The 15673-nt window shown below is 34.1% G+C and carries 18 protein-coding genes and 1 pseudogene; 12 read left to right on the top strand and 7 right to left on the bottom strand.

Annotated elements, in window-relative coordinates; translation table 11 throughout:
• Window positions 1-11 precede the first annotated feature (11 nt).
• From B5P40_RS15895 to B5P40_RS15870, 6 genes are read left to right on the top strand one after another with little or no spacing between them, the layout of a single operon-like run.
• The gene (locus B5P40_RS15895; RefSeq protein WP_113709434.1) at window positions 12-1349 is read left to right on the top strand and encodes an acetyl-CoA carboxylase biotin carboxylase subunit; all 1338 of its coding nucleotides are present in this window, start codon (window positions 12-14) and stop codon (window positions 1347-1349) included.
• Window positions 1350-1375: 26 nt separating this feature from the next.
• Window positions 1376-1591 carry an acetyl-CoA carboxylase biotin carboxyl carrier protein subunit gene (locus B5P40_RS15890; protein WP_001985297.1) on the top strand — a complete coding sequence of 72 codons (216 nt, stop codon included), beginning with the start codon at window positions 1376-1378 and terminating at the stop codon, window positions 1589-1591.
• A gap of 21 nt (window positions 1592-1612) precedes the next feature.
• On the top strand, window positions 1613-2524 hold the full coding sequence (mvaB, locus tag B5P40_RS15885; RefSeq protein ID WP_002017011.1) for a hydroxymethylglutaryl-CoA lyase: 912 nt from the start codon (window positions 1613-1615) through the stop codon (window positions 2522-2524).
• Window positions 2525-2528: 4 nt separating this feature from the next.
• Window positions 2529-3317, top strand: coding sequence for an enoyl-CoA hydratase (locus B5P40_RS15880; protein ID WP_002017012.1), 789 nt, complete (start codon window positions 2529-2531; stop codon window positions 3315-3317).
• A 2-nt stretch (window positions 3318-3319) separates the two neighbouring features.
• Entirely contained in the window at window positions 3320-4861 is a 1542-nt protein-coding gene (locus B5P40_RS15875; protein WP_113709433.1) for an acyl-CoA carboxylase subunit beta, read from the top strand.
• Window positions 4862-4910: 49 nt separating this feature from the next.
• A complete protein-coding gene (locus B5P40_RS15870; protein WP_113709432.1) occupies window positions 4911-6851 on the top strand; it encodes an AMP-binding protein in 1941 nt (646 codons plus the stop codon).
• A 443-nt stretch (window positions 6852-7294) separates the two neighbouring features.
• On the opposite strand, the gene B5P40_RS15865 is transcribed toward B5P40_RS15870, so the two are convergent.
• From B5P40_RS15865 to B5P40_RS15855, 3 genes are all read right to left on the bottom strand, one after another.
• Window positions 7295-7492, bottom strand: a complete 198-nt coding sequence (locus tag B5P40_RS15865) for a hypothetical protein (protein WP_002017016.1) — start codon at window positions 7490-7492, stop codon at window positions 7295-7297.
• 301 nt (window positions 7493-7793) lie between these two features.
• Entirely contained in the window at window positions 7794-8231 is a 438-nt protein-coding gene (locus tag B5P40_RS34025) for an exosporium leader peptide-containing protein (protein ID WP_113709431.1), read from the bottom strand.
• A gap of 197 nt (window positions 8232-8428) precedes the next feature.
• Window positions 8429-8797 (bottom strand): FtsB family cell division protein, encoded by a 369-nt coding sequence (locus tag B5P40_RS15855; RefSeq protein ID WP_113709430.1) that lies wholly within the window; start codon window positions 8795-8797, stop codon window positions 8429-8431.
• A 329-nt stretch (window positions 8798-9126) separates the two neighbouring features.
• Between B5P40_RS15855 and B5P40_RS32800 the strand changes: the two genes are divergently transcribed.
• On the top strand, window positions 9127-9297 hold the full coding sequence (locus B5P40_RS32800; RefSeq protein ID WP_181462945.1) for a hypothetical protein: 171 nt from the start codon (window positions 9127-9129) through the stop codon (window positions 9295-9297).
• A gap of 165 nt (window positions 9298-9462) precedes the next feature.
• Window positions 9463-9843, top strand: coding sequence for a hypothetical protein (locus B5P40_RS15850; protein WP_113709429.1), 381 nt, complete (start codon window positions 9463-9465; stop codon window positions 9841-9843).
• 107 nt (window positions 9844-9950) lie between these two features.
• On the opposite strand, the gene B5P40_RS15845 is transcribed toward B5P40_RS15850, so the two are convergent.
• Window positions 9951-10253 (bottom strand): hypothetical protein, encoded by a 303-nt coding sequence (locus tag B5P40_RS15845; RefSeq protein ID WP_172798757.1) that lies wholly within the window; start codon window positions 10251-10253, stop codon window positions 9951-9953.
• Between the two features lie 461 nt (window positions 10254-10714).
• On the opposite strand from B5P40_RS15845, the gene B5P40_RS15840 reads away from it, so the two are divergent.
• The 4 genes and pseudogenes from B5P40_RS15840 to B5P40_RS15825 form a co-directional block, all read left to right on the top strand.
• A complete protein-coding gene (locus tag B5P40_RS15840; RefSeq protein WP_113709428.1) occupies window positions 10715-11071 on the top strand; it encodes a hypothetical protein in 357 nt (118 codons plus the stop codon).
• 124 nt (window positions 11072-11195) lie between these two features.
• Window positions 11196-11708 carry a GNAT family N-acetyltransferase gene (locus tag B5P40_RS15835; RefSeq protein ID WP_002165757.1) on the top strand — a complete coding sequence of 171 codons (513 nt, stop codon included), beginning with the start codon at window positions 11196-11198 and terminating at the stop codon, window positions 11706-11708.
• A gap of 49 nt (window positions 11709-11757) precedes the next feature.
• Window positions 11758-12318 carry a nucleoside/nucleotide kinase family protein gene (locus B5P40_RS15830; protein WP_113709571.1) on the top strand — a complete coding sequence of 187 codons (561 nt, stop codon included), beginning with the start codon at window positions 11758-11760 and terminating at the stop codon, window positions 12316-12318.
• A gap of 20 nt (window positions 12319-12338) precedes the next feature.
• Window positions 12339-12572 (top strand): annotated as a pseudogene (locus B5P40_RS15825) (DinB family protein); the annotation flags it as partial.
• Window positions 12573-12630: 58 nt separating this feature from the next.
• Here the strand turns inward: B5P40_RS15825 and B5P40_RS15820 are convergent.
• The 3 genes from B5P40_RS15820 to B5P40_RS15810 form a co-directional block, all read right to left on the bottom strand.
• Entirely contained in the window at window positions 12631-13647 is a 1017-nt protein-coding gene (locus B5P40_RS15820; protein ID WP_113709427.1) for a D-alanyl-D-alanine carboxypeptidase family protein, read from the bottom strand.
• Between the two features lie 181 nt (window positions 13648-13828).
• Window positions 13829-14986 (bottom strand): sensor histidine kinase, encoded by a 1158-nt coding sequence (locus tag B5P40_RS15815; RefSeq protein ID WP_002085430.1) that lies wholly within the window; start codon window positions 14984-14986, stop codon window positions 13829-13831.
• On the bottom strand, window positions 14976-15671 hold the full coding sequence (locus B5P40_RS15810) for a response regulator transcription factor (protein ID WP_002016575.1): 696 nt from the start codon (window positions 15669-15671) through the stop codon (window positions 14976-14978). Before B5P40_RS15810 ends, B5P40_RS15815 begins: the two co-directional genes overlap by 11 nt.
• Window positions 15672-15673: the final 2 nt, after the last annotated feature.

The following is a 15673-nucleotide window of genomic DNA, read 5'->3' as shown; positions in this document are numbered from 1 at the left end:
GAGGAGTCACTATGTTTCAAAAAATATTAATTGCTAATCGCGGGGAAATCGCAGTTCGCATTATGAAAACTTGTCAAAAACTTGGCATTCGCACTGTTGCTATTTATTCGGAGGCTGATGAAAATGCCCTTCATGTAAAATTGGCAAATGAAGCTTACTTAGTAGGCGGTCCACGTGTCCAAGAAAGCTATTTAAACCTTGAAAAAATTATTGAAATAGCTAAGAAGACAAATGCTGAAGCAATCCATCCGGGGTACGGATTATTATCAGAGAATCCATCTTTTCCGATTCGCTGTAAAGAAGAAGGAATCGCATTTATCGGTCCTTCAGAAGAAATCATTACTAAGATGGGAAGTAAAATTGAGTCACGTATAGCGATGCAAGCAGCAGATGTGCCAGTAGTTCCAGGCATTACTACAAATATTGAAACTGCTGAAGAAGCAATTGAAATTGCGAAACAAATTGGTTATCCATTAATGCTTAAGGCATCCGCGGGCGGCGGAGGCATTGGAATGCAGTTGATGGAAACTGAGCAAACGCTCACCAAAGCATTTGAAAGTAATAAAACAAGAGCGCAAAATTTCTTTGGTAACGGAGAAATGTACTTAGAACGCTATATAGCAGATGCACATCATATTGAAATTCAGCTTTTAGCAGATACACATGGTAATACAGTGTATTTATGGGAACGCGAATGTTCAGTGCAGCGCCGAAATCAAAAAGTAATTGAAGAAGCACCTTCACCATTTTTAGATGAGGGTACACGAAAGGCTATGGGAGAAGTTGCTGTACAAGCTGCTAAAGCACTTGGTTATACAAATGCAGGTACAGTTGAGTTTCTTGTAGATGATCAAAAGAACTTTTATTTCTTAGAAATGAATACGAGATTACAAGTAGAACATCCAGTTACAGAAGAAATTACTGGGTTAGACTTAGTTGAACAACAATTACTTATCGCATATGGTGAGAAGCTATCATTTACACAGGATGATGTAAAACGTAGTGGTCATGCCATTGAGGCTCGTATTTATGCAGAAGATCCGAAAACATTTTTCCCATCACCTGGGAAAATTACAGATTTAACGTTACCGACAAATATACGTATTGATCACTTTTTGGAGAATCAAGTAACGATTACACCTTTCTATGATCCAATGATTGCGAAAGTAATCGCACATGGTGAAACTCGTGAAGAAGCGATTTCAAAATTAAAAATTGCTCTAGAAGAGTTAAAAGTAGAAGGTATTAAAACAAACACACCAATGTTACTGCAAGTACTCGGAGACGATGTGTTCAAAAGTGGTATTTATACAACAGGTTTTGTAACGAAACAACTTGTTAAAAAATAAGAGTTATGAATATTAAGGGGGAAAAAATGATGACGAAAGTATATGCATCGATGGCAGGAAATGTTTGGAAAATTGTTGTAGGAGTAGGAGATACAGTAGAGGAAGAGCAGGATGTCGTCATTTTGGAATCTATGAAAATGGAAATTCCAATCGTTTCAGAAGAAGCCGGAACTGTTATGAAAATTAACGTACAAGAAGGCGATTTTGTAAATGAAGGAGATGTATTACTAGAAATTGAATAGGGAGATATAGGGGGAAGCGAATTGAAACTACCTAATTTTGCTGTCATTAAAGAAGTCGGGCCACGTGATGGCTTACAGAATGAAAAAAAGATTGTTGGCACAAAAGATAAAGTAAAATGGATTCAACTACTTACAGAAGCGGGATTGTCGTACGTTGAAGTTTCCTCATTCGTTCACCCTAAATGGGTTCCTGCATTAGCAGATGCAAGTGATGTGTTTTCTGAGCTAAAAAGGGATCCAAATGTTACATATGCAGCGCTTGTTCCAAATCAAAATGGTTTGGAACGAGCTTTTTTGCAAAATGTAGATGAGGTGAATGTTTTTTTATCAGCAAGTGAATCTCATAATAAAAGTAATATTAATAAATCTATTAAAGAAGCATTAGCTGTAATTGAAGATATAACAAAACAGGCAACGTTCGAAGGTAAAAAGGTAAGAGGCTATGTTTCTACTGTATTTGGATGTCCTTATGAAGGGGATATAAGTGCCACAGCAGTTGACGAAATATGTAATCAACTATTTTCATACGGCATTTATGAAGTTTCTCTCGGTGACACGATTGGTGTAGCGAATCCATTACAAGTAGAACAAGTATTAGAACATCTATTAAAGAAGTATGATGCTTCGCAGTTTGCAATGCATTTTCATAATACGTATGGAATGGCTCTGGCGAATGTAGTTAAGTCTTTAGAATATGGTATTACAACGTTTGATAGTTCTTGTGGTGGACTCGGAGGATGTCCTTATGCACCAGGAGCATCGGGTAATGTTGCTACTGATGACTTAGTGCATATGCTCCATAAGCTGGGAGTCCAAACTAATATTGATGAAGAAAAGTTATTGAGAGCTAGTCAGTTTATTCAAAGTAAGTTGAATATCCAATTACCGAGTCATGTGTATAGAGCGCTTCAACATAAAACGATAAGTAGGTGAGAAGATGCTACAATTACAAAACATTTCAGTTGACTATGTTACACCGCACGTTGTAAAGATTTCGTTAAATCGTGAAAGACAAGCAAACTCATTATCTTTGGCATTATTAGAAGAATTACAAACCATATTAACTCAAATAAACGAAGAATCAAATACGCGCGTTGTTATTTTAACAGGGGATGGCGAAAAAGCATTTTGCGCTGGTGCTGATCTAAAAGAGCGTGCCAACATGAGTGAAGAACAAGTTCGCCATGCTGTGGGTATGATTCGTTCTACTATGGAGATGGTGGAACAATTACCACAACCAGTTATTGCTGCTATTAATGGAATCGCACTTGGTGGAGGTACTGAATTAAGCTTAGCTTGTGATTTTAGAATTGCTTCTGACACTGCAAGTCTAGGTCTTACTGAAACTTCTCTTGCAATTATACCTGGAGCAGGTGGTACGCAGCGTTTACCGAGATTAATTGGAGTCGGTAGAGCAAAAGAATTAATTTATACAGGAAGACGTATTTCGGCGCAAGAAGCGAAAGAATATGGTTTAGTAGAATTCGTAGTACCAGCTGATTTACTAGAAGAGAAAGCAATTGAAATTGCAGATCGAATTGCTAAAAATGGTCCAATTGCTGTTCGATTAGCAAAAGAAGCAATTTCAAATGGTATTCAAGTAGATTTACATACCGGATTACAAATGGAAAAACAGGCGTATGAGGGCGTAATCCATACGAAAGATAGATTAGAAGGATTACAGGCATTCAAGGAAAAACGCAAACCAATGTATAAGGGGGAGTAAATATGTTAGATCAAAAACAACAATCTAATTCATTTGAAGAACGAGTTGAAACAATTAAGCAAGGCGGGGCACCGAAATATCATGAACAAAACAAAGCAAAAGGAAAACTTTTTGTTCGAGATCGTTTAGCTCTTTTATTCGATAATGGTGAATATGTGGAAGATGCATTATTTGCAAATTGTGAACAAACCGGGTTACCAGCTGACGGCGTTGTAACTGCAACTGGTAAAATACATGGTCGCACTGCGTGCGTAATGGCAAATGATTCAACTGTTAAGGCTGGATCATGGGGAGCACGTACAGTTGAAAAGATTTTACGTATTCAAGAAACGGCTGAGAAATTACGTGTGCCGTTATTTTATTTAGTTGACTCCGCTGGGGCACGTATTACAGATCAAGTTGAAATGTTCCCTGGACGCCGTGGTGCGGGAAGAATCTTTTATAACCAAGTGAAATTATCTGGTAAAGTGCCACAAATTTGTTTATTATTTGGACCTTCAGCAGCTGGTGGTGCGTATATTCCAGCATTTTGTGACGTTGTTATGATGGTTGAAGGAAATGCTTCTATGTATTTAGGGTCTCCGCGTATGGCTGAAATGGTTATCGGTGAGAAGGTAACTTTAGAAGAAATGGGCGGAGCACGTATGCATTGCTCAGTATCAGGATGCGGAGATGTTTTATGTAAAACAGAAGAAGATGCAATTACGCAAGCAAGACAATATATTTCTTATTTTCCAAGTAACTATTTAGAAAAAACTCCTTTGATTACACCTCAAGAACCGAAACAGTTCGATAAAACGTTAGAAGAAATCATTCCAGAAAATCAAAATGCTCCTTTCAATATGAAAGATCTCATTAACAGAATTATTGATGAAGGTTCTTTCTTTGAAGTGAAAAAATTATTTGCTCAAGAACTAATTACAGGTTTAGCACGTATTGATGGTAAGCCAATTGGCGTTATTGCAAATCAGCCGCGTATGAAGGGCGGCGTATTATTCCACGATTCAGCTGATAAAGCAGCGAAGTTTATAAATTTATGCGATGCATACCATATTCCATTATTATTCCTTGCAGATGTACCTGGATTTATGATTGGTACAAAAGTAGAACGTGCCGGAATTATTCGTCACGGTGCAAAAATGATCTCTGCAATGAGTGAAGCAACTGTACCGAAAATTTCTATCGTCGTTCGAAAAGCATATGGAGCTGGCTTATATGCAATGGCAGGTCCAGCGTTTGAACCAGATTGCTGCTTAGCATTACCAACAGCTTCTATTGCAGTAATGGGTCCAGAAGCAGCGGTCAATGCTGTATATGCAAATAAGATTGCAGCTTTACCAGAAGAAGAGCGTGCAAGCTTTATTGCTGAAAAACGAGAAGAGTATAAGAAAGATATTGATATTTACCGTTTAGCATCTGAGATGGTGATTGATGGTATTGTTCATCCAAACAATTTACGTGAAGAGTTAAAAGGACGATTCGAAATGTATATGAGTAAATATCAAGTATTCACGGATCGTAAACATCCTGTATATCCAGTTTAAAAGCCCTATTTAGGGCTTTCTTGCTCAAAAAATCAAGGAGGGGAAAACATTGAAACAAGCAGTTTGGTTTCCAACAGAAGAATATAAAGAAAAAACGCGTTTATTTGGTTGGATGAATTCATTAGGCTATGAAGATTACGAAGCTTTTTATAATAAGTCAATTGAAGAAACAGCTTGGTTTTGGGGAGAAGCTGAGAGAGCAGTTGGCTATCAGTGGATGAAACCATATACAGAAGTGTTAGATTTAGAAAATGGTACACCGTTTGCACAGTGGTATACTGAGGGAACTTGTAACGTTGTAGAATCTGCTTTATCTCGCTGGCTTGCAGACGATAAAACGAAAACACAAGCAGCACTTATGTATGAAGGGGAAAACGGAACTTCGAAATCATTTACATATGAAGAGCTTGACAGCTGGGTAAGCCGTGTTGCCAACGGTTTGAAACATGCTGGTATTGAAAAAGGTGATCGTGTAACAATTTACATGCCAATGATTCCTGAAACAGTTGTTGCTATGTTAGCGGTAATGAAAATTGGAGCGATTATTTCACCAATATTCTCAGGTTTTGCTGCTGATGCAGTAATGACACGTGTACAAGCAGCTGGTTCAAAAATGGTTATTACCGCAGATGGCTTTTCACGCCGTGGGAAAATTGTTTCATTAAAAGATGAAGTAGATAAAGCTTGTGAACATTGTCCAACTGTTGAAAAGGTGGTAATTGTTCGTCATGCAGGAAATGATTTTACACCGCATAATTATGATTTTTCATGGAGTACGTTAGAAAAAGAAAAACCATTTATACATGCTGAAGAAATGAACAGTGATGATCCATTAATGCTTATATATACATCCGGAACAACTGGTAAGCCGAAGGGGACAGTACACACACATGCTGGTTTCCCGCTAAAATCTGCATTTGATGCAGGATTTGGAATGAATATAAAACAAGGCGACCGAGTATTATGGGTAACTGATATGGGCTGGATGATGGGACCATTTTTACTATTCGGCTCTTTAATTAATGGCGCAACAATGGTTATGTATGAAGGTGTCCCAGACTTTCCAGAAGCAGACCGCTTATGGGAGACAGTCGATAAATATAAAATTACTCATCTCGGTATTTCACCAACATTAATCCGTGCATTAATGGCAAAAGGTGATGAATATGTAAATAAACACTCGTTAAAGAGTTTAGAAGTATTCGCATCAACAGGAGAACCTTGGAATCCAGACCCATGGATGTGGTTATTTAATACAGTTGGTAAAGGTAAAGTACCAATTTGTAACTATTCAGGTGGAACTGAAATTTCAGGTGGGATTTTCGGGAATGTCCTAATTAAGCCGATCGCACCGATTAGTTTTAACGCATCTTTACCAGGAATGGCAGCGGTTGTACTTGATGATCAAGGTAAACCAATTCGAGATGAAGTCGGAGAATTATGTTTAGAAAAACCTTGGGTAGGTATGACGAAAAGTTTCTGGGAAGATGATGAGCGTTATGTAAACACTTACTGGTCACGTTTTGAAAATAAGTGGGTTCATGGTGACTGGGTCATTTATGACGGTGAACAATATATCATTACAGGCCGTTCAGATGATACGTTAAACATTGCTGGAAAACGTATTGGACCTGCTGAATATGAATCTATTCTTGTGAAACATAATAATGTAATAGAAGCAGCTGCAATTGGTGTACCTGACGATGTTAAAGGTGAGGTTTGTCATTGCTTTGTAGTATTACGAGACGGTGTAATATTTACAGCAGAATTAAAGAAAGAATTAATGAGTTTAGTAAACTCTCATATTGGTAAAGCTTTATGTCCAAAAGACATCCACGTTGTAGAAGATTTACCAAAAACACGAAATTCTAAAGTAATGCGACGTGTCATAAAAGCTGCTTACTTAGGAAAAGAATTAGGAGATTTATCGTCACTTGTAAATCCTGAAGTGGTACCCTTTATTCAAGGACTACAGTCTAGCAAACTATAAAATTACGAATGAGCTCTATGTAAATAGAGCTCATTTTTAATGTTTACAAAAAGATAAGAGAGAAAAAGTAAATTTGAAGTTAAAAAATCTACTATTAGTGTTAAGTATGTCTGTTTGTTTTTAGTTTTTATCAAAATAGGATACTGTGGCTGTCTATTCAATGGAGTGAATGAATTTTGTTAAGAATGAAAATTTAGTGAAGAAAAAAGTAATGAATAAAAGGAGAAATCCCTGGGGGACAGGGATTCAATAAGGGAGATATTATTGTCGTTCAATGTCGAAATTTGGCGTATCCGACAAATTAATATTATCACGAATTTTCAGGAGATTGTGATAGTGGATGTGTCAAAAATGTGTACGGGTTTCATATAAAAGTCTTATTTAAATAGGAAAAGGGAAAAGAATTAAGTTCACTCGTTCTTAAGATTTTTTCCCTTTTAAATTTACTGTTTGTTCGTTGTTCTATATACATCTGAAATTGGTAAATCTTCGCCATGTAAAGCTTGAGTACTGTCCTTTTTGTTTGAATTATGTGCCTCCTGAGATGTTTCTTGCAGTTGTTCTTGGGCCTTACTAGGGGTATTCAGCGCATCTAATGACACAGGATCAAGTTGTTGACTTAATAAATCTTTTTTATCCATGTTATGTAGCTCCTTTTTGAACTTAGATATAAAAACAAAGTATTTTTAAATAGTTACGTGGGTATTATGTATCTTTGAATGGAATTATATACACAAACTATATTGAGAATTTAACTAATTATAAAAATTACTTGTGCTGACAAGCTTAAGAAATATAAAGATCATTAGTTCTTAATAAAAGCGTTATTTTAGTAGGGTGTTACGAAATTTCATTTGAAAGGAACATCCCAATGATAAAAAAGAGCACTGTAAATCAGTGCTCATCTTATCAAAAATTACTTAGTACTTAAAAATAAAACCATTACGGACAATTCACAATGGTAATAGTGACGCTAGCCATTGTTCCAGGAGAATCAAGAAGTGAAGCAGTAACGGTTACTGTTCCAGGCCCATTAGCGGCTAGAAATACAGCGGTAAAGTTACCTAAAGCATTGGTAATGACAGCAAGAGGAACCATGAAAGCAAGAGAAGGGTTACTAAATGAAAAACTGACCACTACTCCTGGAGTAGGACTACCGTTTACTAATACTTGACCCGAAAAAAATAAAGTATTATTTCCTTGAGTGGATACACATGCTGTGGTTTCGTTAGAAGTCAAGGTAATAGATGCAGGCCCAGCAGGAAGATTAAATCCGGTTGGTCCGGTTGATCCGGTAGGGAATTGAAAGGGTGGAACAGGTGGAAGTGTAGGTCCAATAGAACCCGGATTAAGTGCAGCAAAAGATAAAAACTCGTCCATTATATATTACCTCTAAAAATCGTATTACTAATAGTAAATGTAATGATAGAGCAAAGTGAAATGGACAAGCGGTTGTATTTTAATAAATTAAACAAAATAGTTATTTGATAGAAAGAGAGATTAGTATGATTACTTTAGAAATTAAATATAAAAAGGCGATTATCTTCATATCGCCTTTTGGATAATACAGTGTAATTTTATTCAGTTATTTGAAATATAGTTTCATTCGGTTTGGAAAATCCATACAGCTTCCTTGCGAATTTTAAAACTTCTTCTTCACTACCTGTTAAAACTTTAACATCATTTTTAAGGGTATGACCATCCTTCTTTAAAGAAGATAATTTTTGTTGCTCCGTATTAACCGTGATTTGTTTTTCTTTAATCATTTCTTGTTGGTTATTAAGAGAATATTGAAGGACAAAAATTATAGGTAATATAAAAGCCAAAGTAGTTATAATACGGCGTCTTGTTTTTTTATTATTACCTTGTTGGGTGTTAGGGTTCACTTGCAGTGAGGGTATCTTAGGATTTGATTGTTGTGATGATATTTTTGGGATGTTTCCCATTAAAATGCCTCCATTACTGATTGTAGAATTTAAACTGTTTAAAAGTATTATAAATGTTCAATGGGAATTTTAGAAGATAGTTTAATATAGGTGAGTTTTGTAAAGTTTAAACAAAATCCTCATTTAAATAAAAGGAACCCCGATTGTCTGCGGGGCTCCTAAGGGTAATCGTCAAGTAATGACGTACTCGACTAGTTAACGATATCATGAATTTTTTGGTAAATATACTGGTAAATGCGTCCAAATTAATGAGAGCATTATTTGAAACAAAAACGCTATTTTAATAGGGAGGGGAATAATGATGATTCCATGGGACAAGCGAGTATACATTGTATCAAGGTGATTATTTTATTACAGAGGGGACAATTTTAGAGGTTAGTGAAAAGGCGAATAAATCATTATATTGGCTTTGGCACATGTTAGCTCCAAGCTATGAAAAAGTGTGCGGTAATAGTACAAAGCGACTTCGGTTGATTCGGATAGATGATGATGAAGAATGATATAAAAATTTCATTTTGTAGAGAAATGAGGTGATTAAGGATGGGCATAGAATATGCCATGTTTGTATTAAAAAAGAGCAGAATTTAGCCTATATATAAAGATGTTGGAATTGTTCTAAAGGGGGTATATCTGAAATATAAATAATTGAGGGGAGTGAACTAATAATGGAAACTAGTACTTTTTTAGGATTGTTTTGGGGATGGATAACGGTTATCGTATCGGGAATACTTTTCGTACGTCCATCGGTACTACGTGAATTGAAAAAATTAGTGGTTGAAGACAGAGGATTTGGTATTATGTATGGTTTTCTATCGATTTTTCTAGGGTTAGGTAGTGTAATCCTACATAATGTATGGGTATTCAACTGGCAGGGGTTCCTAACGGTTATTGCATGGCTTACATTATTAAAGGGAATCTACATAATTGCATATCCTGAACCCTCCAAGAAAACAGACTTTGAATTAAGGGTACTATCTACACGTATAGCGCTCGCTATCATTGGCGCCTTGGCTTTATGGATGCTTATAGTAATCTATATAAAATAATCCTTTTCTAATAAGAACTATATTAAAATAAATCTCTACGTGTTCATTGACAAAAAGCTGACTATACTTAGTCAGCTTTTTGTATATTACATTCTAGTATTTATCGGTCACAAAAGACATGTTCTCTCTTTTAAGTCGATATTGAAAATATTACCAATTTTTTCTTTTACAATGACAACAAATAAAGAAACATTTACAACGACACTTATTTCGTTTAGAACTCCAATCATCATCACAATGATTCTTTTCTTTAGATTTCCACCAATCATCATTACAATGCTTTTCCTTAGAACTCCAATCATCATCACAATGATTCTTTTCTTTAGATTTCCACCAGTCATCACAACAATGCTTTTTCTTAGAACTCCAGCAATCATTTTTCCAGGACATTCTTTTATACCTCCCTTCAATAGGATTCATACTATTCTATATTTTAGTAAAAGAATGGCTTGTTTATTAACCTATTATTTTACCTTTATATGATAGAGTGCTTTCTACTAGATATAGAATTCATACAAACTATGCTAATTTTCAAGAGATAGTTGAGAGAACTACTGGTTATGATATTAATCAACAAACACTTGTTGAAGGAAACGTTAAGATTTTAAATAATATCTTATTTTGGAGTACGCTTTTCTGAATGTATATTTCACAATGGTAAAGGAAAAATACACCATATCACTGCGAACAAAGCCTATGTATATGTGAAGTAATAGGAAAAGGTGGTCCCTATTCAAGGAGCCGGCTTATTAAAAGTATAAATAAGAAGGTTTAGTACAAGTGTTTGTTTTTTTGTTTCTATGCTTTTGTCTCGTACACTTTTAAGCTATTGGACATACTTTACTAGTAGAAAGGATTAGGGGGTGAGGTTTTGGGTTCTCGATTTAATAATTGTAGAAAGAAATGTACGTGTAAGCATGATGATTGTTGGGACATTTTTGAAGAGTGTAAAAAGGAAAAGAATGAGAAATGTGACAACTCTTGTGTACAAGGAATTAGAGATGAGCTTAAAAAATTAATTAATAAAACAGTGCGAATTAACACTGAAGGACGTACTTATATAGGTACTGTTTCTTCGGTAACTTGCGATGTTGTTAAGCTAGCTGCTATTCCTGGTTCAGTTGCAGCAATTATATCTCTTTGTAAAATTGAAGCAATTTTACCACCTGCTACAACTGTTACTGATGAGTTTGATTTTAACGGTGTTGACGTAGCAAATAAAGATTAATTATGCTTTATTGATGCTAAGCCATTCTTATGAATGGCTTTTTATTTTGTTTAAAAGGGAATATATTTTTCATATAGAAATAAATTTGAAGGTGTATAAAAGGTTGTGTGAAAGGAGAATGAGAGTGATCAAGCTGAAACAATTTACAAGAACTGATTTCAAACAATTAATAAATTGGATTAATTCCGAAGAATTTTTAATACAATGGTCGGGAAATGCATTCACATATCCTTTAAATGAACAGCAATTAGAGAAATATACAGAATGTGCAAACACACTGGCATTCAAAATAATGGATGAAGAGACTAAAGCAGTTATTGGTCATATTTCTCTTGGACAAATAGATAATATAAATAAGTCTGCTAGAATTGGAAAAGTGCTAGTTGGTAATACGAAAATGAGAGGGCGTTCTATAGGGAAACATATGATGAAAGCCGTACTTTGTATTGCTTTTGATGAATTAAAACTACATAGAGTAACTCTTGGTGTTTATGACTTTAATAAGTCAGCTATTTCTTGTTACGAAAAAATAGGTTTTGTAAAAGAAGGTTTATTAAGAGAGTCAAAAAGAGTAGGAGAAACCTATTGGAATTTATGGGAAATGAGTATGTTAGAATATGAATGGAACAATAAATAATAGTATTTTATAATTATATTATGTTAACAAAAGGGGTTTGGTGGGAATCGTGAATAAAAAAACAAAAATAATTTCAATTGCAGCTGTTTCAGGGGGCGGTAAAACTACCATTACAGAAAGTTTAGCTCATGAGTTGAAAAAATCAAAGGCTCTATATTTTGATAGATATAAATTTGATAACTGTCCGGTTGATATTTGCAAATGGATTGATGATGGAGCTAATTACGATGAATGGGTACTTACACCGCTAATGAATGATATTCAGCGTTCTATACAAGATAGTAGTTTAGATTATATTATTGTAGATTATCCTTTTGCATACTTAAATAGAGAAGTGGGACAATTCATTGATGTAACTATATTTATCGATACACCTTTAGATATTGCGATGGCTAGAAGAATTTTGAGAGATTTTAAAGAAGATACAATGAGTGAAATACATAATAATTTGAAACATTACATGACACATACGAGAAAAGCTTATTTAGAGGCAATTCATACTGTTAAGCCGAATTCGGATATTGTATTGGATGGATCTTTATCTATAAGTGACATAATTGATCAAATAATAGAGGAACTTAATCGAAGAGAAGTGATTGTGAATGGTTAAATGTATAAAACGATATGTACAAGTCATTATCTGATTTATATAGACGAGAATTAGAAAGCTTTTTGCAGTTATGGTCTGGCGACTTCGAATCAAAAATATTGAAAGCTTCATGGACAGATAAATCATATAAATACGGTGAAGTTTTAAGGCATGTAATTGTACATGAAATTCATCATATAGGTCAGCTATCAATATGGGCAAGAGAATTAAATCTTCAGCCCGTTTCAGCGAATTTAGTTGGAAGAGGATTGTAGATTTAGAAACCGACTTGCAGTGTAAACGCAAGTCGGTTTTTATATATAAGAAGATTTCTTAATTAAAATCCTCGGCTTTTTTTTGACGTATATATAAAAACATTAAGATTGTAATGATGAAAAAGATCATAATCGTTTGTATGATTAAATTTTTAAACTGAAACAATATTGTCCAAGATGTAACAGCATCTTTAAAAGCTTGGAGTGCAGAGTACGAGGAAGGATCAAAACCGTACTGAAGTAATTTTTTTGTTTCAATAAAAGTACTGTTTTCATCACCGGCGTCTAATATTACTGAAATAAGTCTAGTATCTCCTCGTGTGGCTGTACTGACAAAACTATAATTACCATTAGTTGAAAAACTAGTTTGTAAGCCGTCAACACCTTGGAGTTTAATGTTTTTATTAAGGGAATATATCATTTTATTTGTATTGAAAACTTTTGAATCTTTGAAGGTAAATTGGTAAGAGGTTAGTTTCGTAACATTCAATACATCTGGAAAGTCTTTTACTAATTGTGTTGCTAGTTTAGCGACGTCTATCGATGTTGTAGTTGATTGTTTATTCGTATCGTTATTAATTCCAGTAGCATTTAGAAACGGGGATGGTTGTGATAACTTTAGTTGTTTTGCTTTGTCATTCATTAAAAGTGTAAAGTTATCTTCGTTTCCAGCAATGTGTTCTGCAAGGGCAAGTGCGGAACGATTATTCCCTGTCAAAAACAATGCATGAAGTAAATCACGAACCGTCGTTTTATCTTTCGAAGTTACTTGTATAGGACTCGTTTCTGCTCGGAAAACTTCGTTACTTATTTTTACTAATTCATCTAACTGTATTTTTCCTTCATTCAGTTGTTCCAGTGCGATATACTCTGTCATTAATTTAGATAAAGTAGCTGATTGTATAGGAGTTTCTTCATTTTTTTTATAAACAATCTCACCAGAATTAGTATCTATTAAAATAACTGATTTAGCTTGAATAATTGGACCATTTACATAAAGATAAAAATATAAAACGATAAGTGCAGTAATAAGAAAAGATAATAATAAAACTGTTATTTTTTTTAAGAATTGCATTAGCGATCCTCCTACTATTACATCAATAATATTATTGTAAAAAGGAATGCTTAATTAGGAAGAAAGAAAAGGTAAAGAATTTCTAAAGAATTATAAAGGATTATTAAATTTTGGATATTGATGGAATATAAAAGGTTCAATTTCTTATATGATAAAAAATTGAACCTATAAATATGTGGTATTAAGCTTTATAAGGGAGTAATTTTACAGTGAAAGTTGTTTTTTTATCATCGCTATATACTTCAATTGTTCCTTTATGCAATTCAACAATACTTTTTGCAATTGCTAATCCGAGCCCAGATCCACCAGTGTTTGTTGAACGTGATTTTTCAACACGATAAAAACGTTCAAAAATATGAGGTAAATCAGTACTAGGGATAGGTTGTCCGTAATTTGTTATATCAATTGTAATCATGTTATTGCTTTCGTAAGCGGTAATATCAATATGATCTCCATCATTTCCATAAGTAATAGCGTTTATGATTAGATTTTCAAACACCCGTACTAATTTATCCCCATCAGCTAGTACCATTAGCTTTTGAGATGGGAAAGAAGGGCGACATTCAATATTAGCTTCTTGAAGCTGTATCCGAAATTGGACAGTTAATTGTCCAAGCAATTCTACAATATCAATGGGAGCAGAATATAAACTTAACTCTTTATTTTGAACACGTGTATATTCAAACAAGTCATTCATTAATGCATTAAGACGGGTTACTTTATCGTAAATGACTTGAATATAGTATCGTAATTCTACTTCATCTCTATAATTATCATGATGGATTAAATTTACGTATCCAACTATAGATGTAAGAGGGGTTCGTAAGTCATGTGATACATTTGTAATAAGTTCGCTTTTTGCTTGTTCTGCCTGTCTTTCTTCATCAATCGAAACTTTTAATTGCTCAATAATTTGATTGACCCCAGTTGCCAGTTCTTCTAAATAATTATGGTGTACGATGGAAACTTTATGATTAAAGTTTCCACTTGCAATATACCGAATCTCTTCAATCATTTTTTTTATACAAGTTTCATAGTAAACCTTTCTTTCATGACGATAAAAAATGTATAAATAGGATGAGAAAATAGAAAATAAAAACAAATAAGATACAATCATCATCCATAAAGACTCTTTTAATCCAATATATTTTTCATGGCCAAAAATTCTAATGAATTCTTTTCCTAGTTCACTTAGAGTAAGTGAACTCTCAATTACACTCGTTACGAGGCGAAATATAATTAATTCGGTAATTGGTGTAAGAGTGATAGCTAATAAAAGCCAAAAAATAAGCTTCCACTTTGGTATATCTTTTAATATATCAAATGCTTCATTTCTCAATTTTATATCCTACTCCCCAAACCGTATGAATTAGTTTTTCACCATTCATTACGGTTTCAAGTTTATCGCGTAAATTACTAATATGGACCATTACCGTTTTATTAGAACCATAACCGTCTTCATTCCAAACTCGTTCGAATATCTCTTCAGAGCTAAATACTCTTCCAGTATTACTCGCTAGTAAATATAAAATATCAAATTCGATAGAGGTGAGTTTAATATATTCTCCATTTACTTTAACAGTATGATTATGTTTATGTATTTCAACAGAACGAATACGAATAATACCATCTTCATTCTTTTGGGAAGTAGCATTTTGGAAAGAGGATCTTCGTAATAAAGCTTTCACTCTAGCCACTAATTCTAGTGGATTAAACGGTTTAATCATATAATCATCTGCGCCGGTCATAAGTCCTAAAATTTTATCCATATCTTCAGCCTTTGCACTAAGCATAAGGATAGGTACAGTATTATTTTCACGCACTTCTTGACAAACTTCCAATCCGTTTCGTTTTGGCATCATAATATCTAAAAGCATAAGGTCAACTTCATATGTACATATCATTTGTAATGCTTCATCACCATCATAAGCTTTATAAATGTTATAGCCTTCATTTCGTAAATAAACAGCCAGTAATTCTACAATATCTTTATCATCATCAATAATTAATATGTTTTTATTCATTT

Origin of the sequence: Bacillus sp. SRB_8, from assembly GCF_003264205.1 — a bacterium.
Lineage (GTDB): Bacteria > Bacillota > Bacilli > Bacillales > Bacillaceae_G > Bacillus_A > Bacillus_A mycoides.
This window is presented reverse-complemented; position numbering and strand designations above follow the sequence as displayed.

Excerpts from the sequence above, each read along its gene's own strand:
- B5P40_RS15890 (WP_001985297.1), top strand. The coding sequence starts at position 1,376 with ATGATGACGAAAGTATATGCATCGATGGCAGGAAATGTTTGGAAAATT.
- B5P40_RS15850 (WP_113709429.1), top strand. The coding sequence starts at position 9,463 with ATGGAAACTAGTACTTTTTTAGGATTGTTTTGGGGATGGATAACGGTT.
- B5P40_RS15875 (WP_113709433.1), top strand. The coding sequence starts at position 3,320 with ATGTTAGATCAAAAACAACAATCTAATTCATTTGAAGAACGAGTTGAA.
- B5P40_RS15880 (WP_002017012.1), top strand. The coding sequence starts at position 2,529 with ATGCTACAATTACAAAACATTTCAGTTGACTATGTTACACCGCACGTT.
- B5P40_RS15810 (WP_002016575.1), bottom strand. The coding sequence starts at position 15,671 with ATGAATAAAAACATATTAATTATTGATGATGATAAAGATATTGTAGAA.
- B5P40_RS15865 (WP_002017016.1), bottom strand. The coding sequence starts at position 7,492 with ATGGATAAAAAAGATTTATTAAGTCAACAACTTGATCCTGTGTCATTA.
- B5P40_RS15820 (WP_113709427.1), bottom strand. The coding sequence starts at position 13,647 with ATGCAATTCTTAAAAAAAATAACAGTTTTATTATTATCTTTTCTTATT.
- B5P40_RS34025 (WP_113709431.1), bottom strand. The coding sequence starts at position 8,231 with ATGGACGAGTTTTTATCTTTTGCTGCACTTAATCCGGGTTCTATTGGA.
- B5P40_RS15895 (WP_113709434.1), top strand. The coding sequence starts at position 12 with ATGTTTCAAAAAATATTAATTGCTAATCGCGGGGAAATCGCAGTTCGC.
- B5P40_RS15855 (WP_113709430.1), bottom strand. The coding sequence starts at position 8,797 with ATGGGAAACATCCCAAAAATATCATCACAACAATCAAATCCTAAGATA.